Here is a 20240-nt window from a genome sequence, read left to right on the forward strand (position 1 = left end):
CAAAGGACCCCACATGGCCGGTTTTGGGTTATTTTCCAAAACATCCCGCAGGACGCAAAGAGGCTCCGCCGCGCAACGCGCGCAGCGGAGCCTCTTTGCATGTCCGAGGACGTTTTGGGAAATAACCCAAAACCGGCCCCAGTAATCCTACAGGAGTTGAACCCTTTAGAACTTGTCGTGGAAGGTACGCGCAATGACCTCGTCCTGCTGCTCCTTGGTGAGCGTGTGGAAGTTCACGGCATAGCCGGAAACGCGGATGGTCAGCTGCGGGTACTTCTCGGGGTGAGCCTGAGCGTCGAGCAGCGTCTCACGGTTGAAGACGTTGATGTTCAGGTGGTGGCCACCCTTCTCGGCGTAAGCGTCGAGCATGTGGACCAGGTTATCGGCCTGGGTCTCGGAAACTTCAGAAACCTTCATAATGTGTCTCCTTCGATTAATAGGCGCCGGCCGAAACCGGCGCACTAATCAGTAATCGTTATTGTTAGTATAGCACTAACAATAGTTACTCGCCCAGCTGATCAAGGTCGATATCGCCAAAGAACACCTGGTCCTCCTTGCCGAGCGCACTCGGGATGATGGAGAAGGTGTTGGAGATGCCGTCCTGAGCATCGCGGAACGGGAGCTTGGAAACCGAAGACAGCGAAGCGATGGCGCCGTGGCTATCGCGCTTGTGCATGGGGTTAGCACCCGGGGCGAACGGCTGGCCAGCCTTGCGGCCGTCGGGCGTGGAGCCGGTCTTCTTACCGTACACGACGTTGGAGGTAATGGTCAGAACCGAGGTCGTAGGCACGGAGTTGCGGTAGGTATCGTTCATGCGGATGTACTCCATGAACTGGTGCACAACGTCGTGAGCGATCTGGTCGACGCGGTCGTCGTCGTTACCGTACTTGGGGAACTCGCCCTCGGTCTCGAAGTCGACGATGATGCCGTTCTCATCACGGACGGGGTGGACCTTGGCGTACTTGATGGCGGACAGGGAGTCAGCCACGACGGAAAGGCCAGCGATGCCCGTAGCGAACCAGCGGTGCACGTGCTTGTCGTGCAGAGCCATCTGGATGCGCTCGTAGCAATACTTGTCGTGCATGTAGTGAATGATGTTCAGCGAGTTGACGTACACGCCAGCGAGCCACTTCATCATGTCGTTGTACTTGGCCACAACGTCGTCGTAATCGAGCGTATCGCCCTCGACGGCGCGATACTTGGGGCCGACCTGCTTCTTGGAGACCTCGTCAACACCGCCGTTGAGTGCGTACAGCAGGCACTTGGCCAGGTTGGCGCGAGCGCCGAAGAACTGCATCTCCTTGCCGATGCGCATGGAGGACACGCAGCAGGCGATGCCGTAGTCGTCGCCATGATAGACGCGCATGAGGTCGTCGTTCTCGTACTGGATCGAGGAGCTAGCGACAGAAGTCTTGGCGCAGAACTTCTTGAAGTTCTCGGGCAGACGGGTCGACCACAGAACGGTCATGTTGGGCTCGGGGCTGGTGCCCATGTTCTCGAGCGTGTGCAGGTAGCGGTAGCTCATCTTGGTAACGAGCGTACGGCCGTCGACACCCATGCCGCCGATGGACTCGGTGACCCACTGCGGGTCGCCGGTGAACAGGGCCTGGTACTCGGGGGTACGGGCAAACTTGACCATGCGAAGCTTCATGATGAAGTGATCCACGAACTCCTGGATCTGCTCCTCGGTGAAGGTACCGTTGGCAAGGTCGCGCTCAGCGTAGATGTCGATGAACGTGGAGGTACGGCCGATGGACATAGCGGCGCCGTTCTGCTCCTTGACGGCAGCGAGGTAGGCGAAGTACATCCACTGGATGGCCTCCTGCGTGTTGGTAGCGGGGTTGGAAATATCGAAACCATAGGTCTCGGCCATCATCTTAAGCTCGCCGAGGGCGCGGATCTGCTCCTGCAGCTCCTCACGATCGCGGATGTTGTCGGCGGTCATGACCGTCGGGGTGGAAGCCTTCTGGGCCTCCTTGTCCTTGATCAGGTAGTCGACACCGTACAGGGCAACACGACGGTAGTCGCCGATGATGCGGCCGCGGCCATAGCCATCGGGCAGACCGGTGATGATGTGGGCCGAGCGGCAAGCACGCATCTCGGGGGTGTAAACATCGAAGACGCCGGCGTTGTGGGTCTTGCGCTCGAAGGTGTAGCGCTCGACAACGTTCTCGTCGACCTTGTAGCCGTGCTGGCTGGCAGCCTGGCAAGCGATGCGGATACCACCGTTGACGTGCAGCGCGCGCTTGAGCGGCTTGTCGGTCTGGAGGCCGACGATAGTTTCCTTCTCGCGGTGGGCGTTATCGATGTAGCCAGCGGGGTGGCTCACGATACCCGTGACGATCTTGGTGTCCATATCGAGGACACCGCCCTGTTCGCGCTCCTTAAGCAGCAGGTCGAGAACCTCGCCCCACAACTCCTTGGTACGCTCGGTCGGACCGACGAGGAACGACTCGTCGCCCTCGTAGGGGGTGTAGTTCTTCTGGATGAAGTCTCGGACGTCAACCTCTCCCGTCCAAATGCCTTCCTTGAAGCCTTCCCATGCCTCCTGCATTGTGTAACCACGCTCCTAGTTACGTGTAATGCGGCGCTCTCTCACACCGCTGCTTATTGAATTCTTGAATGTTCGGCTTGCACTACCGGCTTCTTCCGTTCTTCACCACACGCTGGTGCAGAGAAAACGTTTGTCCACCTTGGAACTACAACCCAAAACCCAAGATTTCACCCGTCTGAGAAGGATAACATAGCGACCCTCTCCATCTGGGCTGTTATATGTTTCTTTTTTTATATCATAAGGGCGTTTTTTACAAACCCGCAGGAAATGCGAGCGCGAACAACTACCGTTCACCGATTTATATGTTATTTTTCCTTGCCTTTGTACGACGTTCGCTCTAGCTGTTATGCCAGCTTTAGCAGGGTAAAGTGTCTCAGAGACCCTACAGAAACTGCAGGGCGGCCACGGGATCCCCCGTGGCCGCCCTGTGGCGTGACTAGTTTTTAGCTTTGATTGCCGCTTGGCATTAGGCGGCTGAGGCGGCCTTGTCGGTCGTTGCCTTGCTATCGCCGTTGCCCTGGCCCTCAAAATGCTTGTAGCACCAGCTGGTGACCAGCGGGGTCAAAATAGCCGTCACGATTGCGCAGGCAGCAACCTGTGCCGTGGCCGTCGCGAGCACCGCGCCGCCGTACATGGCCCCGTTGACGCTTGCCATGGCAGCAGGCGTGGCCACATTGGCTCCGGCGCAGCTCGAAATGGCCGCACCTGCGACACCCGTACCACCCGTGAGCTTATCGACCGCGATGACGGGAATTGCAAAGACCACCGAGCAGATCACGCCGAGCAGAATACCGGGAAGACCGCCATTAATGAGCTGGCCAAAGGTCATGGTCGAGCCCATGGCAAAGAAGACGAGCACGATGATGGCGGAAAGTGCCGGTGCCATCATCTTCTTAAAGCTCGGGAAGAGGTTGCCCAGAATAATGCCGACGACGATCGGCAGGATGGCGCCCACGAGCGACCAGCCGATCGGAGCCTGACCGGCAGCGCCGAGCACGATCATCGTGACCGGAGGGCCGACAACCAGCGTGGTGATGGCGACGGCGCCACGCTCGGCCTCATTGCCCATGGTGCCCATCAGACCAGCGTACATAGCGTTGTTGGCGCCGGTGCAAGCCGCCAGCATCACCATGGCAGAGATGCCAAACAGGTTGTCGTTGAACACATAAAGGATGAGCAGCGACACGGCAACGACCACGATCTGCTTGACGGCGATGATGATGGCGCCGCGTGCAGCGGCGGCAGGAGCACTCTTAAACGAAATCGTCGTACCGACGATGAGCAAAAAAGCGCCCACGAGCGGGCCTGCGCCCTGCTGGGTCATACCAAGCGTAAAGCTGCCGAGCGTTTTGAACAGGTCGGGGAATAGCGTGTTGAGCAGACAGCCCAACAGAAGCGGCACCAAAATATTGGCACCCGGGATGGAGGACATCTTAAAGAACGGCTCCTTTGCCGCCGGCGCCTCCACCGCAGTCGATTCACTCATATATATCTCCTTTGGATGCATGCGAATCGTAGCCGCACGCGCCTATGTCAGAAAGAAGGCGACGGTCCCGAGTCGCAGGAGCCGTCGCCGAATAATCATCGCGGGGTATTACCCGTCCAGGACGATGCCGCCGTCGCAGTCACCGATCTCGCCGTTCACGAAGCTGGCGAGGTCGGAAGCGAAGAACAGCACCATCTGCGCAGGCTCGCTGGCCTGGGCAGCGCGGCCCAGAGGAATACCGTTGATGATGCGCTGAGAGTTCTCGTCAGAGAGAATCGAGGTCATATCGGTCAACGTGAGCGACGGGCACACGGCGTTGCAGCGAACGCCAAACTTGCCGCCCTCCTTGGCGACCGCCTTGGTAAGGCCGTTGACACCGGCCTTGGAGCTCGCGTAGGCAGCGGTGCCAAGCAGGCCGCCGCCGATCTTGCCAGCAACGGAGCTCACGTTGACGATAGTGCCGGCATGAGCCGCCTTAAAGTGCGGGTACACGGCGTTCATCATAGTGAAGGTACCGTTGAGGTTGATGTCGATGGTGCGACGCCACTCGGTGTCATCGATCTCGTCGAACTTCTTGGTGCTGATGACGCCAGCGCAGTTGATCAGAATGTTGGTTTGAGGCAGGTCCGTAAAAATCTGCTCGACGGTCTCGCGCGCCTTGGGCGCATCGGCGACATCGAGCTGATAGAACTTGTTGCCCTCGCCAAGCTCGGCCACAGCGGCCTCGCCCTTAGCAGCGTTCCTTGCGATGAGCGCGACGTGTCCGCCGCCCGCGACGATGCCCTTGGCGATCTCGAGGCCAATGCCCTGAGTACCACCCGTGACAATCGCGGTCTTACCCGTGAAGTCAAATGCCATGACTCCATCCCCCTTTATGTAAGGTGTCTCCTTGCGGGAAGTTGGAGCATCGCACGTGGCGATTATATGAGTCCCAGTCGTCATGGTGGTGACAACCCCTCGCCTAACCGCGGCCATAATAGTTCTTTGAAACGCTTCAGCAATTGAATGATTTTAAGTCTTAATGAGCTCTTAATATTGCCCACTGTATGAGGCCCGCGTATGGGGGTATCATCTTCCACCGAAAATAGTTTCTAGTGTTAGGGGTTTTCGGTGGAAGATACCGATTTCCATGAGCTTGGGCGTCAGCTCTTTACCGAGTTTGGCAGCATGCACCAGCGCGTTTCGCGCTTTGCCGACCAGGCTCTGGGTGGCGAGATGGCCGTCATGCGCGCCCTCATGCGCGCCGGCGGCTCGCTCACGCCGAGCGAACTCGCCGATCGTGCCTGGGTCTCGAGCGCCCGCATCGCCAATATCCTGCGCGCCCTCGAGGCCAAGGGCTGGGTCGAGCGCGAGCACTCAAAGACCGACCGTCGTCGCGTACACGTCACGGTGACCGACAAAGGATTCCAGGTTATCGAAATCAAACGTCGGGAATTCGAGGACCGCACCGCGGCCTTCCTCGAGCAGCTTGGCGAAACAGATACCCAAGAGATGGTGCGCCTTCTTAGACGTGCCAACGAAATTATCGACCGCAATCAAGAAAGGAGAGATGCCGAGTGAGGATTCTCAAGCTCTTTAAAAAGCATGTCCTGGCACTATTCGCAGCTATCGTACTTATCGTAATCAGCTGCAACGCCGATCTGGCGCTGCCTACCTATATGAGCGACATCGTCGACGTGGGTGTGCAGCAAGGCGGCATCGCGTCGCCCGTACCCGACACCATCCGCGCCGAATCGCTCGACGACCTCGAACTCTTTATGAGCGCCAAGGACGCCAAGACGGTAGAAGCTGCGTTTGGCAAGGCAGACAAAAACGGGATTCGCACGTACAAGGGAACCGAGGATGAGCGCGCCGACGGCAGCAAGCTCGCCGATATCATGAGTCTGCCCGAGACCGTCGTCCTTTCGCTCAACCAGGGTATTGACGCCAACTCCATGGGTGACATGATGGGCACGTCCAGTGAGAAAGACAACAGCGGCGCCCAGGCCATGCCCACCCCCGAGCAAATGGCAGCGATGACGCCCGAGCAGCTCGCCGAGATGCAGCAGAAGGCCGCGGCGGCGCAGAACATGCAAAAGCAGATTGATGCCGACGGCGGTAAGATCACTATGAAGAGCCTGCGCCTGGGTGTCGAGGGCGGTCTGGTAGACCAAAGCAAGCTCGTCGAGGGCGCCAACCAAATGGCGGACAAAATGGGCTCCATGTCGGGCTCCATCGTCACCCAGCGCGCCGTGAGCTATGTACAGGACGAGTACAAGGCGCAGGGCATCGACCCCGCCGACGTGCAGAACGCCTACCTGAGCCGCATGGCGACCACGATGTTTGGACTGTGCCTCGTGTCGCTCGTCGCCACCATCCTGACCGGTGCCGTGGCTTCGCGCACCGCCTGCTCCATCGCCCGCGACCTGCGCCGCGAGACCTTCAACAAGGTTATGCACTTCTCGCCGGCCGAGGTGGGCAAGTTTAGCCAGGCCTCGCTCATCACCCGCTGCACCAACGACATTCAGCAGATCCAGATGGCCGCAACTCTGTTTATCCGCATGTGTCTGATGGCCCCCGTCATGGGCATCGTCGCCGTCATGCGCGTCCTGGCCAACCATACCGGCCTGGAGTGGACCATCGCCGTTGCCATCATCGCGGTCTCGGCCGTCGTCGGCGTGCTCATGGGCCTCACCATGCCCAAGTTCAAAAAGATGCAAAGTTACGTGGACCGCGTGAACCTTACCGCCCGCGAGCTGCTCGACGGCCTTATGCCCATCCGCTCGTTCAACCGCGAGGAGCATGAGCTCGAGCGTTTTGACAAGGCTTCGCTCGACCTGATGACCACGCAGCTCTACACCAACCGCGCCATGAGCTTTATGATGCCGCTCATGATGCTGGTCATGAACTGCATCACCGTGCTTATCGTCTGGTTTGGCGCGCAGGGCGTGTCCGACGGCGTGATGCAGGTCGGCAACATGATGGCGTTTATCTCCTACACCATGCAGATCGTCATGGCGTTTATGATCCTCACCATGGTTTCGATCATCCTGCCCCGCGCCGAGGTCGCAGCCGAGCGCGTGGAAGAGGTCATCACCTGCCCCACGAGCATCAACGACCCCACCTCGCCCAAACTGCCCGCTGCCAGCGCGCCGCGCGGCGAGCTCACCTTCCGTGACGTGAGCTTCCAGTATCCCGATGCCCGCGCCGACGTCATCAGCGGCGTGAACTTCACCACGCATGCCGGTCAGATGCTCGGCATCATTGGCTCCACGGGCTCGGGCAAATCCACGCTCGTGCAACTGATTCCGCGCTTATACGACGTCACGGGCGGCAGTATTTCGCTCGACGGCATCGACGTGCGCGACATGACCCTTTCCGAGCTTCGCCGCCGCATTGGTTACATCCCGCAGCAGGGTCGCCTGTTCTCGGGCACCGTCGAGAGCAACCTCAAGTTTGCCGGCGACATGGTGAGCGATGATGACATGCACCGGGCGGCACGCATCGCCCAGGCCGAGGACTTTATCGCCGAGCGCGAGGGCGGCTACGACTCCCCCATCAGCCAGGGCGGTTCCAATGTTTCGGGCGGTCAGCGCCAGCGTCTGGCCATCGCCCGCGCGTTGGCCAAAAAGCCCGAGGTCGTGGTGTTCGATGACTCGTTTAGCGCCCTCGACTACAAGACCGACGCGCGTCTGCGCGAAGAGCTGGCCAAAAACGTTACCGACGCCGCACTCGTGGTCGTGGCCCAGCGCATCGCGACCATCATGCACGCCGATCAAATCATCGTGCTCGACGACGGCCACGTAGTGGGCACCGGCACGCACGAGGAGCTGCTGCGCAGCTGCCCGGCGTACCTGGAGATCGCACAGTCGCAGCTCTCCGCCGAGGAGCTGGGGCTTACCCAAGAAGAAATTGCAGCCGTCATGGAAGGAGGCGAGCGCTGATGGCAGACGAGACCAAGACTCAGATTCCCAAGCCCACCCGTCAGCGTGGTCCCATGGGCCGCATGCGTCGCGGCGAAAAGGCCAAGGACTTTAAGGGCACCATGAGGCAGCTGCTCGGCTATATCGGCCAGCACAAGATTGCCGTGTTTGCCGCCGTCGCCTTTGCCGTGTGCTCGGTCATCTTTAACATTGTGGGACCCAAGGTGCTCGGCCAGGTTACGACCAAGCTGTTCGAGGGCCTGGTCGCCAAGGTCAACGGCACCGGCGACGTTGACTTTGACTGGATCGCCAAGACGCTCGGCTTTTTGCTCTGCCTGTATCTGGCAAGCTCTGTTTGCAGCCTGATCCAGGGCTGGCTCATGACCGGCGTCACGCAAAAGATTTGTTATCGCATGCGCAAGGAGATCGCCGCCAAGATCGCCGTCGTGCCAATGAGCTACTTTAACGGACACAGCAAGGGCGACGTGCTCAGCCGCATCACCAACGACGTCGATACGCTGGGTCAGTCGCTCAACCAGAGCGTGACACAGCTCATCACGTCGGTGACGCAGATTATCGGCGTGCTCGTCATGATGCTTTCGATCAGTCTACCGCTTACCGGCGTCACCGTGCTCACGCTGCCGGCCGCCGCGATTATCCTGACCGTGATGATTCACTTCTCGCAGCCGTACTTCCGCGAGCAACAGCAGGTCCTGGGCACCGTCAACGGTATTATCGAGGAGGACTTTGCCGGCCAGAACGTCATTCAGGTGTTCGACCGCGCCGAGGCCTCGATCGAGGAGTTCGACCGTCAAAACGACCGCCTCTTTATTAGTGGCTGGCGCTCGCAGTTCCTGTCGGGCCTGATGATGCCGCTTATGAGCCTGGTGGGTAACATGGGCTACGTGGGCGTTGTCGTGGTGGGCGCACAGCTCGCACTGACCGGCAACGCCACGCCCGGCGACATCCAGAGCTTTATCCAGTACGTTCGCAACTTTACGCAGCCCGTGCAGCAACTGGGCAACGTGAGCAACACGATGCAGTCGATGGCAGCCGCCACCGAGCGCGTCTTTGAGTTCCTGGCCGCGCCCGAGGAGGAGCAGAAAGCCGACGCGCAGATTCCCGAAAAGCGCCCCGGCCATGTGGAGTTTGATCACGTCAAGTTTGGCTATACGCCCGACAAGACCATCATCCACGACTTTAGCTGCGAGGCGCAGCCCGGCCAGACCATCGCCATCGTCGGTCCTACCGGCGCCGGCAAGACCACGCTCATTAAGCTGCTGCAGCGCTTCTACGATGTGGACGGCGGTTCGCTGCGCGTCGAGGGTGTCGACGTGCGCGACTGGGACCGCGCGGCGCTGCGCGGCGAGTTTGCCATGGTGCTACAGGATACCTGGCTGTTTAACGGCACCATCCGCGAGAACATCCGCTACGGACGCCCCGATGCAAGCGATGCCGAGGTCGAAGCCGCTGCACGCGCCGCACGCTGCGATCACTTTATCCATACGCTCGCCGGCGGCTACGACTTTATGATCAACGAGGAAGGCACCAACCTGTCGCAGGGCCAGCGCCAGCTCGTGACCATTGCCCGTGCCATTTTGGCCGACCGCCCGGCGCTAATTCTGGACGAGGCAACCTCCAACGTTGACACTCGTACCGAGGAGCTTATTCAGCGTGCCATGGATGCGCTGATGCAGGGCCGTACCAGCTTTGTTATCGCGCACCGCCTGTCCACGATCCGCAACGCCGACGTGATCTTGGTAATTCGCGACGGCGATATCGTCGAGAAGGGCACGCACGACGAGTTGCTCGCCCAGGGCGGCTTCTACGCCGATCTGTACAACTCGCAGTTCGACGAGGCGGCGTAAATTCTGCCGCGGGGAACGAATAACGCCCGAGAACGGGGGCGCAGGACAACCTGCGCCCCCGTTTTTGCTCTGCGGCCCTCAAACCGCCTCCCCTGGGACCTGATTGACAGCCCCTTCGAGGCCCCGTGGGCAAAAAATGGCAAATATGAGTACTGTTACCCTTTTAGTAACAGCCAAAACAGCCCCAAATGCCGTTTTCACGGCTTACACGCGTCCCTAAATTGATCAAACAGCCCTATAGCGGACTTATATGTGTTTGCGTTAATGAACATATTTTGCTGTTATGTCTATTATTTTGCGAAGGCAATATGCTACTAAGCTAGCAACCGTACTCATATTTGGCATTTTTTGCCCACAGGGTGTTTCCTGGGGAACCGACAATAGCCTTAGGGTCCCGCGCGACGCCACTCCCTCCCGGTATCCGCCGACGTTCCCCCATATAAAACCTGCCAAAATAAACCTGTCCCTTTTGGCAGGTTTCGGGGTGGCAAGGGCTTGCACTTTAGCGTGCGACAGCGGATAATGCCGAGCATTCGAGAATACGCTTATTGCTCTTTCTATAGATTGAGGAGGCCCCTATGGCCATGGAATTCAAACGCAGGCTGCCGATCCCCATGGAGATCCGCGAGGAAATGCCGCTTTCCGCCGAGCTTACCGCTAAGAAACAGGCATTCGACTCCGAGGTCGCCAAGGTCTTTACCGGCGAGGACGCACGTAAGGTGCTCATCATCGGCCCGTGCTCTGCCGACCGCGAGGATTCGGTGCTCGAGTATATGAACCGACTGGCCAAGACCGCCGAAGAGGTCAAGGACAAGCTCATCATCATTCCGCGCGTCTACACCAATAAGCCGCGCACCAAGGGCACCGGTTACAAGGGTCTTCTGCACAACCCCAACCCCGAGGCTCCCGACGACCTGCTCGAGGGCGTCAAGGCCATCCGCCATATGCACCTGCGCGTTATTGAGGAAACGGGCTTCTTCACCGCCGACGAGATGCTCTATCCGTCCAACTACCAATACCTCGTTGACCTGCTGAGCTATGTCGCCGTGGGCGCACGCTCGGTAGAGAACCAGGAGCACCGTCTGGTGTCGAGCGGCATTTCGGTACCCGTCGGCATGAAGAATCCCACTGCCGGCTCTACCACCGTTATGCTCAACTCAATTTACGCCGCCCAGGCGCACCAGAGCTTCATCTTCCGCAACTGGGAGGTCGAGTGCGACGGCAACCCGCTCGCACACGCCGTTATGCGTGGCTACATCGGTCTCGATGGGCGCACCTACCCCAACTACCACTACGAACACCTGGAACGCCTGGCCGAACGCTATACCGAGCATGCCGGCTATGCCAATCCGGCAGCGGTCATCGACTGCAACCACGACAACTCGGGCAAGCGTCCGCTGGAGCAGTATCGCATTTGCAAGGAGGTGCTCGACAGCTGCCGCCGTAACGAGTCCATCTCCAAGCTGGTCAAGGGCTTTATGATCGAGTCCTACCTTGAGGACGGCAACCAGCCAGTCGATGGCGGTGTCTTTGGTAAATCGATCACCGACCCGTGCCTGGGCTGGGAAAAGACCGACTACCTCATCCACGAGATCGCGGAGCGGATTTAGTTACGCGGTTTTACCAAACCGCGTAACGGCTCGACGCTGCAAACCCGCCAGAGCGGCAATCTGCCTTTCAGCTTCGACGGCATGACCAAAAGGTCAATGCCGCCTCGCTTCAAGGCACCTTGCTCGCTCTGGCGGGTTTTCGCTGACGTTTTTCTACCTGCGTCGTTGCCAGAGCTGGCACTTGGAGACGCTCCTTTTGGGTAATCGTTGGGGACGTTCTTGTTTGACTAGTCGTTTAAGAACGTCCCCAATGACTACAAGCCGCACCGCCCGCCGTTCAGCTGAAACCACCTGCCAAAAAGGGACAGGTTTATTTTGGCAGGTTTTATCTGGGCAAACGTCCAAACCGACGTAAGGGAGTTGCCTTCCCTCGTGGCGGTCTTCTAGCAGAAAAACCAAGTGAGTAGGCTTTTTGCAGAAGGCCGAGCACGCCCTAAAACGCCACAGCTCTAACCTGCGGTTTCATCGATCATTTGTCGCGATGTGCTCGGCAGGTTCAAAAAAGTCTACTCACTTGTATCTGAGACGCACCAGATTGGCAAAAACCGCCGCGAAAGGGCCCCTGGTCCCTTCGCGGCGGTCATACGCCTCTAATTTTGCGACGGTTTTGCCCGCTTGTTACTCGCTGTAGCGGGTAGCGATGGCGGCTCGCACCATGCCGGTGCTCATGAGGTAGGTCACCAGGAAGTAGCCACCGTATGCTGCCAGGAAAATCGCACAGGTGAGGCCCACGGTGCCGCCGATGCTCATATTTCCGAAAATGCTCACCAGCTCGATGATCACCTTGAGTGCCACAAAGGAGTGCGCCAGGCCCACTGCCAGCGGGAACAGGAAGAATACCGCTTGCTGTGCCATCACCGAATGGCGAATCTGGCGGTCGTCACAGCCAATCTGCGCCAGCACACGATAGCTGCGGCTGCCGTCGGCCACGTTGGAGAGTTGCTGAATCGACAGAATCGCCGCGCATGCAACGACCAATACAAAGCCGATGTAGATGGCTAGGTAGCTAATAAGACCGTTCATTTGCGCTGCTTGCGCGTACATCTCGGAGCGTGTGATGAAGGTTCCCCACGACCCCGGCTCCTTGCCGTCAACGAGCAGATTGTCGAGCACAGTGTATTTAATACTCTCGTCTGCCTCGGTCGTATCCATCCCCTGTTTGTAGTTAACGAGCAGACTACTGGAATACGGCTGCAGATTAAGTTGGGACAACAGCTCGTCGGCAACGACGACGGTACCCCCATTACTGCCCATCGCCGAGTTGGCGATGGCCGCCGTATCTTCGTCCGACTTATCGGTTGCGGGCTTGAGCGTATGCCCGCCCAAGGTAAGGGTATGGCCGCCAGCCATATACTTGGTGTACAGGTCGACCAGCTCGCCGCCCATATCACACGTGAGCAGATACTGGTCGTGACCGATGTGCACCGGCTCCTTGCCCATCATCTGGCGCAGTTTGTTGTACTGACTTGCCGGCGTCACAGACAGGCCTGTCATGTCGGCATTGCTACCCCCGAACGCCTTGGGAAGCTTTTCGCCCATGGTCTTGCACATCTCACTTGGGGTCACCGAAGGATCCGAGCCGCCAAGCGGGTAACTCAGATACGAATCGATCTGCACATGCTCACCGGCAACATCGGCGATATTGACCTTCTTGCCGGTCTCGTCGTTGTTGTCCGCCGACTTGCCCTTAATACCGTCTGCAACGTTATCGTGATCGATACGATCGCCGTGCCATGCGGGGTACAAATCGACCGTACTATCGGCCAGCACCATGCGATCGGCTTCAGACGGATTGATGTACTCTTTGTAGTAGTCGAGCGTATCGGGCGTGTAATAGACATACGTCTGTGACACGTCAACAGGGTTATAGCGCTCCAGGTTTTCGTTCATCACATTGGCAATCGACATACCGCACGTCACCGAGGTGATGGCCAAAAACAGGAGCATCGCGATGACACCCATCGAAAAGCACACCGTATTAACCTTGGCCGCAAGCTGGCGCACGGTAAACATATTGAGGCCGCGCCAATACACGCTGCGCAGGCTCTGCAGCAGCTTGATAAGAATGCCCGAGAGTCCCCAGAACAGTGCAAAGGTACCCACGGTAACCATAGCGGTTGTAATGCCAAACTGGCTCATGGCCTCTTGCAGCTTGCTGTCCGTCGCGGTTAGCGGGAACCCATCACGTAGCAGACGGTAATAGGCCACGCCCACAAGCACCACGCCTACGGCAAAGATGGCAATCGCGATCCAGGGGTTGCGTGTCTTGATGCTCTCGTTGCGACGCTCGGCACCCATAAGCTCGATGAGTTTGGTACGACGCACGGCACGAAGGTTCAGCAGTAGCGTGAGCACAAACATTACGAGCATGCAGGCAAGGGTCAGGTTGAACGCATGCACCGAGAAAAAGAAGTGGAAATTGGCGATCTGTGTCTTAAAGAGCGAGGCCGTAAAGAATGTCATGAGCTGGGAGAGTCCCACACCCAGCACAATGCCGACGACAAAGGCCACGACCGATACTATCACGGTCTCGAGCGCCATGATCGTGGCGACGCGCCCGCGCCCCATGCCGAGCACCTGGTACAGGCCAAACTCCTTTTTGCGGCGTTTCATGATGAAGTTATTGGCATACACCATCAAAAAGGCCATAACACCGGCCAAAAAGTACGTCAGGTCGCCGAGCATGCTGCCCATTACCTGCGCCAAGCCCTTTTCATCGATTCCGGCGATGTCAACCTGCATCGAGATGGTGTTAAAGGCATAGAAGACCGTGACGCCCAGGGTGAGCGTCAAAAGGTAGACGAGGTAGTCGCGGCCGGCACGGCGGACGTTGCCCCAAGCGAGTTTACAGAGCATCGGAGCCCTCACCGCCCATCATGGCAACGACCTCCATAATGCGGTCGAAAAACTCCCGGCGGTCGGTGTCGCCGCGGCGCAGCTCGGTGAAGATCTTGCCGTCGCGGATAAACAACACACGGCTCGTGTAGCTGGCAGCAAAGCTGTCATGCGTGACCATGAGCACGGTGGCGCGCAGGCGGCGATTGAGGGCCTCCAGGCTCTCGAGCAGCAGGCGAGCGCTCTTGGAATCGAGGGCGCCGGTGGGCTCGTCGGCCATAACCATAGTGGGGTCGGTGACGAGCGCGCGAGCCGCGGCAACGCGCTGCTGCTGACCGCCGGACATCTGGTAGGGATACTTGTCGAGCACCTGACTGATGGAGAGGCGCGCTGCCACATCCTGCACGCGGGTTGAGATCTCTGCCGAGTTTGTGCGGGCGATGGTGAGCGGCAGGGCGATATTCTCGCGTGCCGTGAGCGTATCGAGCAGGTTGGAGTCCTGGAAGATAAAGCCAAGCTCCTCGCGGCGGAACTGCGAGAGCTTGGCCTGCTTCATGCGCGTAACGTCCTGCCCGTTGATGCGGATGGTGCCGCTCGTGGCGCTATCGATGGTCGACACGCAGTTGAGCAACGTCGACTTGCCCGAGCCCGAAGCGCCCATGATGCCAACGAATTCACCGCGGTTGACGGTAAAGCTGACGTCGTTGAGCGCGCGGGTCACGTTGCCTAGCGCTCCGTATACCTTTTCGAGATGCGCGACCTCCAGTACCGGGGTCGCCATGTGCGTGGTTTGCATACCGAGTCCTTTCTTGCAATTAGTCTACGGCATCTATAGTCGCAAGAAGACGAGTCGGCTACCATCGATATGGCTTACGCTTGCCTTACCGTTGTGTAAGGTACGGGTAGCTACCCTGCCACGTGTTGATGTTGAGAGAGGACTCCTGTTGAAGACTGTTCATGTTGCTGCTGGGATCATTCGCAAGGAAGGATCTGACGAGCTGCTTGCCGTGCAGCGCGGCTACGGCGACATGCAGGGACTTTGGGAGTTCCCCGGTGGCAAGCTCATGCGCGGCGAGACACCCGAAGACGCCGTGCGCCGCGAGCTCATGGAAGAGCTGCAGGTAAAAGTCACCAACCTGCGCGATTTCTATACCGTTGAGTACGACTACCCCGATTTCCATCTCTCGATGGAGTGTTACTACTGCTCGCTCGCCGATGAATCCGATGGGCCTCAGAAGCACGACCGCCAGCTCGATATCCGCTGGATTCCACGCACCTCGCTTGCCACCGTTGAGTGGATGCCCGCCGACAAGGAGCTCATTGACGCCCTGATTGAGCTGAAGGAAGACCGGCTCGAGGCCAACGGCACTGCCAACAACGCCGAGGCCACCGCGACCGACGAGCCCGCCACCAAGCCCAAGCGCGCACCTAAGCGCCGCAGCAAGAAGCGTCCCAAGCCCGGCCTGCTCGACGGCATCGATACCTCGGACCTCTCCGCTGACGAGCGCGAACTGGTCCGCCGTCGCGCCGCCATCAAAAAGTCCATGAAGGGCAACAAGCGCGCCAACACCAAGCCCGAGCTGCTCGTTCGCCAGCGCCTGCGGGCAGCAGGCTTTACGGGCTATCGCTTGGAATGGAAGGTTCCCGGCAAGCCCGACATTGCCTTCCCCGGGCGCAAGATCGCCATCTTCGTCAACGGTTGCTTTTGGCACCGCTGCCCCAAGTGCAACCCGAGCCAGCCCAAGCGCAACGTTGAGTTTTGGGAGGCAAAGTTCCGTCGCAACGTCGAGCGCGACCACGCTGCCGTGGCAGCACTCACTCAAATGGGTTGGACACCCATAACCATCTGGGAATGCGAACTCAAAAAGGACCGCATCGATGCCACCATGGAAAAGGTCATAGAGCAGGTGCGGGCCGCAAAGCCGCGGCGCTAGGAACGCGCCGTCCACACGCCCCACACAGGCGAGCCACATCCGCGCCACAAACCTTAGAAAGCCCTTAAGCCCCCAACCTTTCAAGAGTGTTATGCAATAGCTTTGACCTGCGGTTTCATGGTTACATCAAACCTGATTAAGCCTTTCTTTAGCGCTTCTTTGCAACAGCCGCGGCATAATACTGCCAACGCACGGGACCTAGCAGCACACCCCGTGCGCAACCTTTTGGTGGACATCGAGGAGGCCGCATAAGCATGCATTCTTCCAATGACGCAGCACAGCAGCCATCCCTAAAACATGCAGACCTTTTCTCCTTCCCCCCGACACAGAGAAACGGCCTCCTCGACTCCCCCACCACAAAACCCAAACGCTCTGCAGACCAACACCTCAACCTACAGACATCCTTCGAAAAACTCCAAGCCTCACTAGACCAGGCATTCCCCAACCAAGCCCGGGCATACTAATCCCCCATCAGCAAAGAAGCCCTAACGCCCCATCCATTTCCGCCCTAACGCCACAAGGGCGATCGAGCAGGACGGCTTGGGCGGGTCCCCGTACTTAGTTTCCAAAATCATTCCGCAGCGCGAAGGCCCCCGTTGCCAACGCTTCGTAGAAGCGAGGCAACGGGGGCCTTCATGCGCGAGGACGTTTTGGAAACTAAGTACGGGGACCCGCCCAAGCCGTCCGGTGGGATCAGAGTACCCTTGCTGTTACTCTGCTTTGCCCACAGAGTTGAGGTTGGTCATGCGGATCTTAACCAGCTCGGTGATCTCACGCATACCCTCCTTGGCCGGCTTCTTGGGATCGAAGCAGGCAGGGTTCTCGGCCATGTAGGCCATGAAGCCCTTGGTGTAGGCCTGACGCAGCTCGGTGGCGTAGTTAACCTTGCAGATGCCGTTCTTCACAGCCTCGGCGACCTGCTCATCGGGCACACCGGAGGTGCCGTGCAGAACCAGCGGCACGTCGACGGCGTCGCGGATGGCCTTGACCACGGACTGCTCGATGTGCGGATCGCTCGTGTACACACCGTGGCTGGTGCCAACGCCAATGGCCAGCGAGGTGCAGCCAGTGCGCTCGACGAACTCCTTGGCCTCAGCAGGATCGGTGTAAGGGCTCTCGCCCTCAACCGCAGGACCGTCGTCCTCCTTGCCGCCAACCTTGCCGAGCTCAGCCTCGACGGGCACGCCCATGGCGCGGCCAGCGTCGGCGACGGACTTGGTCAGGGCGATGTTGTCCTCGAAGGACTCGTGCGAGCCGTCGATCATAACGGAGGTGTAGCCCGTGCGGAAAGCCTGCATGCAGCGGTCATAGCCATCGCCGTGATCGAGGTGCAGGGCGACGGGCACGGAAGCGCGCTCGGCGGCAGCCTTGACCATGCCGTAGAAGTAATCCAGGCCAGCGGTCTTGATGGTGCCCGGGGTGGTCTGCATGATGACGGGGGACTTGGTCTCCTCGGCAGCGGCCAGAACGGCCATAACAAACTCGAGGTTCTCGACGTTGAACGCGCCGACGGCGTAGTGGCCAGCCTGAGCGTCCTTGAGCATCTTTTCGGTGGTAACAAGTGCCATGAGCGTTTGCTCCTCTCCCTCGCCCGCATCTGGACATCGGGCGTAGTTGTTCACAAGGCGTTTTACCTTGCGTTTTTCTGCGCTCATTGTATGAAATTCAGTGGCTTTGCACGTGCGAGATATTGAGCCCATGCAGGTCAATACCGTCGTTTTTGAAAAGTAAACGGAAGGAATTGGAGCCGAGTGGGCGTGTTCGATATTGAATTTTGTGCGTTCAGCGTCTTTCTTTTATAGAAAAGATAAGTAATCGAAAGGTGTTTTCTTACTCAAAAAGAAAATGAACGAAAATAGAGTCAACACAATTCCTGCAAATTTAGCCGAGAATGGAGCAAACATGGCCCAAGCTACCAGCCGCGCTTTTGCCGACGAACGCCGTACCGCCATTATGGAAATGCTCGAGCATAATGCCTCGGTGCAGGTAGCAGAAATCGCCCATACCTTTGGCGTGTCCTCCGTCACAGCCCGCGCCGACCTGGACGCGCTCGCCGAAGCAGGCAAGCTGCGCCGCACGCATGGTGGCGCCGTATCGCTTCACAAGCGCCTGACCGTCTCCACGCAGGATCGCCGCATCAATGTCAACGTCGCCGCCAAGCAGGCCATCGCACAAAGCGCTATCGAGCTCGTCAATGACGGCGACACGCTGCTCGTCGACTCAGGCACCACCGCGCTCGAGTTTGTCCGGCTCCTCGACCAGCGCAACGGCATCACCGTCATCACGGCCGACATTACCATTGCCGATTACATCGACGAGAGCATGCCCTCGGTCGACGTCGTCATGCTGGGCGGGGCGCTGCGCAAAGGTCATCGCTATCTGTACGGTCCACTTACCATGCAGGCGCTCCAAATGGTCCACGCCGATCTTGCCGTCATGTGCCCTGGCACTTTTGTTCCCGGCTGCGGCTTTACGACCGACTTTCCCCAGATGGCTGAGACCAAAACGGCTATGATCGCCGGAGCCCATCAAAGCGTCGCCCTCATGGACGCCAGCAAGGTCAACGGACGCGGCATGTACCGTTTTGCCGAGCTTGCCGACGTCGACGCCATCGTGATGGACCGTGATCCCGACGATGCCGTCGCCACCTCAATCGACGAAATCGTCGACGACGCCCGCCCAAATCTCGTCATCGCCGGCGCTTAAACAAAAACCACCACAAAGGTGCCTGTCCCCTTTGTGGTGGTTGTGATGGTTGAGCGTCAAAAGTGAACGTGTCGCTACTTGGACAGCTCGTCGGCGAGGGCCTCGATCTGAGCGCGCGAGGCGTCGTTGAGCGAACCCAGGACAGTCACCTTGTTCTGCGTCAGGGTGATGTCCTTCATGCCCTCGAGCTCCTTGGTCATAACCTTGGCAGCTGCGGGCGCCCAGGAACCGGACTCGACAAGCGCCACGGTGCGGTTCTGGTAGGCATGCTCGGCGAGCGTGTGGATAAAGGTGCTCATGCACGGGAAGATCTCGCCCTGATAGGTAATGGAGGCGAGCACCAGACGGTCGTAGCGGAACGCATCCTCAACGGCCTCGGCCATGTCGTCGCGAGCCAGGTCAAAGACGGAGACCCTCTGGCCGCGAGCCTCGAGCGCAGATGCGAGCTCCTCGACGGCAGCCTTCAGATGGCCATACACGCTCGCATAGGCGATCGTGATGCCCTCGTCTTCGGGCTGATAGCTCGACCAGATGTTATAGGTGTCGAGGTAGTAGCCCAGGTTCTCGGTCAGCACGGGGCCGTGGAGCGGGCAGATAATCTGAATGTCCAGGTCGGCGGCCTTCTTGAGCACGGCCTGCACGAACTTGCCGAACTTACCGACGATGCCAAAGTAGTAGCGGCGAGCCTCGCAAGCCCACCCCTCGGGATCCTCGATGTCGTTGGCGCCAAACTTGCCAAAGCCGTCGGCACTAAAGAGCACCTTGTCGGTGGACTCGTAGGAGAAGATCACCTCGGGCCAGTGAACGTTGGGGGCGCCGATAAAGGTCAGGCTGTGGCCGCCCAGGTCGAGCACGTCGCCCTCTTTGACGACCATCTTGCGCTCGGGGTAGTCGGTGCCAAAGTAGTTGACCATCATGCGGAAGGCACCCATGCTGGCCACGATCTGCGCCTGGGGATAGCGCTCCATAAAGGCAGCGATACCGGCGGAGTGATCGGGCTCCATGTGATGGACGACCAGGTAGTCGGGCGTACGGCCATCGAGCACGGCCTCGAGGTTGCCGAGCCACTCGTCAACAAAACCGCCGTCGACCGAATCGGCGACAGCGATCTTGTCGCCCAAGATAACATAGCTGTTGTATGCCATACCGTTCTCGGACACATCGTACTGGCCCTCGAACAGGTCAATGTCGTGATCGTCGACACCGATGTAGCGGATATCCTTGGTGATCTCCATCAGGCAAAGCCTCCTAGATAGACAAAAGAACCCGTCTATCATAACACTCGTCTTCATAGACACGGCTATCTGCCAGCATCCTTATCGATTGTTATTGAGGTGGAATATAC

At 58.9% G+C, this 20240-nt stretch carries 14 protein-coding genes; 6 read left to right on the forward strand and 8 right to left on the reverse strand.

From position 1 onward, the window contains the following. Positions 1-165 precede the first annotated feature (165 nt). The 4 genes from grcA3 to ABCN01_RS05485 form a co-directional block, all read right to left on the reverse strand. Positions 166-417 (reverse strand): autonomous glycyl radical cofactor GrcA3, encoded by a 252-nt coding sequence (grcA3, locus tag ABCN01_RS05470; RefSeq protein ID WP_006234861.1) that lies wholly within the window; start codon positions 415-417, stop codon positions 166-168. 85 nt (positions 418-502) lie between these two features. Continuing rightward, complete coding sequence (gene pflB, locus ABCN01_RS05475) at positions 503-2554, reverse strand: formate C-acetyltransferase (protein ID WP_006234859.1); 2052 nt, start codon at positions 2552-2554, stop codon at positions 503-505. 466 nt (positions 2555-3020) lie between these two features. Next, a complete protein-coding gene (locus tag ABCN01_RS05480; protein ID WP_342996035.1) occupies positions 3021-4040 on the reverse strand; it encodes a 2-keto-3-deoxygluconate permease in 1020 nt (339 codons plus the stop codon). Positions 4041-4148: 108 nt separating this feature from the next. Then, positions 4149-4898: an SDR family NAD(P)-dependent oxidoreductase gene (locus ABCN01_RS05485; protein WP_006234857.1), complete on the reverse strand. Its 750-nt coding sequence runs from the start codon at positions 4896-4898 to the stop codon at positions 4149-4151. Positions 4899-5150: 252 nt separating this feature from the next. Between ABCN01_RS05485 and ABCN01_RS05490 the strand changes: the two genes are divergently transcribed. The 4 genes from ABCN01_RS05490 to ABCN01_RS05505 all read left to right on the forward strand — a co-directional run bounded on the left by ABCN01_RS05490 (position 5151) and on the right by ABCN01_RS05505 (position 11420). Further along, a complete protein-coding gene (locus ABCN01_RS05490; RefSeq protein ID WP_050766108.1) occupies positions 5151-5600 on the forward strand; it encodes a MarR family winged helix-turn-helix transcriptional regulator in 450 nt (149 codons plus the stop codon). Further along, on the forward strand, positions 5597-7963 hold the full coding sequence (locus ABCN01_RS05495) for an ABC transporter ATP-binding protein (RefSeq protein ID WP_342996037.1): 2367 nt from the start codon (positions 5597-5599) through the stop codon (positions 7961-7963). Before ABCN01_RS05490 ends, ABCN01_RS05495 begins: the two co-directional genes overlap by 4 nt. Next, positions 7963-9810: an ABC transporter ATP-binding protein gene (locus ABCN01_RS05500; RefSeq protein WP_342996038.1), complete on the forward strand. Its 1848-nt coding sequence runs from the start codon at positions 7963-7965 to the stop codon at positions 9808-9810. The genes ABCN01_RS05495 and ABCN01_RS05500 overlap by 1 nt, the downstream gene beginning before the upstream one ends. 578 nt (positions 9811-10388) lie before the next feature. Beyond that, complete coding sequence (locus tag ABCN01_RS05505; RefSeq protein WP_342996039.1) at positions 10389-11420, forward strand: 3-deoxy-7-phosphoheptulonate synthase; 1032 nt, start codon at positions 10389-10391, stop codon at positions 11418-11420. A 618-nt stretch (positions 11421-12038) separates the two neighbouring features. On the opposite strand, the gene ABCN01_RS05510 is transcribed toward ABCN01_RS05505, so the two are convergent. Continuing rightward, the gene (locus tag ABCN01_RS05510) at positions 12039-14276 is read right to left on the reverse strand and encodes an FtsX-like permease family protein (RefSeq protein ID WP_342996040.1); all 2238 of its coding nucleotides are present in this window, start codon (positions 14274-14276) and stop codon (positions 12039-12041) included. Beyond that, complete coding sequence (locus tag ABCN01_RS05515) at positions 14266-15051, reverse strand: ABC transporter ATP-binding protein (protein ID WP_342996041.1); 786 nt, start codon at positions 15049-15051, stop codon at positions 14266-14268. Before ABCN01_RS05515 ends, ABCN01_RS05510 begins: the two co-directional genes overlap by 11 nt. 148 nt (positions 15052-15199) lie before the next feature. Here ABCN01_RS05515 and vsr point away from each other — a divergent pair, with 148 nt between their 5' ends. Continuing rightward, positions 15200-16189 carry a DNA mismatch endonuclease Vsr gene (gene vsr, locus ABCN01_RS05520; RefSeq protein ID WP_342996042.1) on the forward strand — a complete coding sequence of 330 codons (990 nt, stop codon included), beginning with the start codon at positions 15200-15202 and terminating at the stop codon, positions 16187-16189. Between the two features lie 710 nt (positions 16190-16899). Here vsr and ABCN01_RS05525 read toward each other — a convergent pair. Beyond that, positions 16900-17757 carry a class II fructose-bisphosphate aldolase gene (locus ABCN01_RS05525; RefSeq protein ID WP_022095149.1) on the reverse strand — a complete coding sequence of 286 codons (858 nt, stop codon included), beginning with the start codon at positions 17755-17757 and terminating at the stop codon, positions 16900-16902. Positions 17758-18091: 334 nt separating this feature from the next. On the opposite strand from ABCN01_RS05525, the gene ABCN01_RS05530 reads away from it, so the two are divergent. After that, positions 18092-18895 (forward strand): DeoR/GlpR family DNA-binding transcription regulator, encoded by an 804-nt coding sequence (locus ABCN01_RS05530; RefSeq protein ID WP_342996043.1) that lies wholly within the window; start codon positions 18092-18094, stop codon positions 18893-18895. 74 nt (positions 18896-18969) lie between these two features. Here ABCN01_RS05530 and ABCN01_RS05535 read toward each other — a convergent pair whose 3' ends face one another. Further along, positions 18970-20130, reverse strand: a complete 1161-nt coding sequence (locus tag ABCN01_RS05535) for an FprA family A-type flavoprotein (protein WP_342996044.1) — start codon at positions 20128-20130, stop codon at positions 18970-18972. Between the last annotated feature and the right edge of the window lie 110 nt (positions 20131-20240).

This window comes from Collinsella aerofaciens, assembly GCF_039062365.1.
In the GTDB taxonomy this organism is placed as follows: Bacteria; Actinomycetota; Coriobacteriia; order Coriobacteriales; family Coriobacteriaceae; genus Collinsella.

What these genes read in the sequence shown, in the direction of transcription:
- ABCN01_RS05485 (WP_006234857.1), bottom strand. Translation starts at nt 4,898, where the DNA reads ATGGCATTTGACTTCACGGGTAAGACCGCGATTGTCACGGGTGGTACT.
- ABCN01_RS05535 (WP_342996044.1), bottom strand. Translation starts at nt 20,130, where the DNA reads ATGGAGATCACCAAGGATATCCGCTACATCGGTGTCGACGATCACGAC.
- ABCN01_RS05480 (WP_342996035.1), bottom strand. Translation starts at nt 4,040, where the DNA reads ATGAGTGAATCGACTGCGGTGGAGGCGCCGGCGGCAAAGGAGCCGTTC.
- ABCN01_RS05515 (WP_342996041.1), bottom strand. Translation starts at nt 15,051, where the DNA reads ATGCAAACCACGCACATGGCGACCCCGGTACTGGAGGTCGCGCATCTC.
- ABCN01_RS05505 (WP_342996039.1), top strand. Translation starts at nt 10,389, where the DNA reads ATGGCCATGGAATTCAAACGCAGGCTGCCGATCCCCATGGAGATCCGC.
- ABCN01_RS05510 (WP_342996040.1), bottom strand. Translation starts at nt 14,276, where the DNA reads ATGCTCTGTAAACTCGCTTGGGGCAACGTCCGCCGTGCCGGCCGCGAC.
- pflB (WP_006234859.1), bottom strand. Translation starts at nt 2,554, where the DNA reads ATGCAGGAGGCATGGGAAGGCTTCAAGGAAGGCATTTGGACGGGAGAG.
- grcA3 (WP_006234861.1), bottom strand. Translation starts at nt 417, where the DNA reads ATGAAGGTTTCTGAAGTTTCCGAGACCCAGGCCGATAACCTGGTCCAC.
- ABCN01_RS05530 (WP_342996043.1), top strand. Translation starts at nt 18,092, where the DNA reads ATGGCCCAAGCTACCAGCCGCGCTTTTGCCGACGAACGCCGTACCGCC.
- ABCN01_RS05525 (WP_022095149.1), bottom strand. Translation starts at nt 17,757, where the DNA reads ATGGCACTTGTTACCACCGAAAAGATGCTCAAGGACGCTCAGGCTGGC.
- ABCN01_RS05500 (WP_342996038.1), top strand. Translation starts at nt 7,963, where the DNA reads ATGGCAGACGAGACCAAGACTCAGATTCCCAAGCCCACCCGTCAGCGT.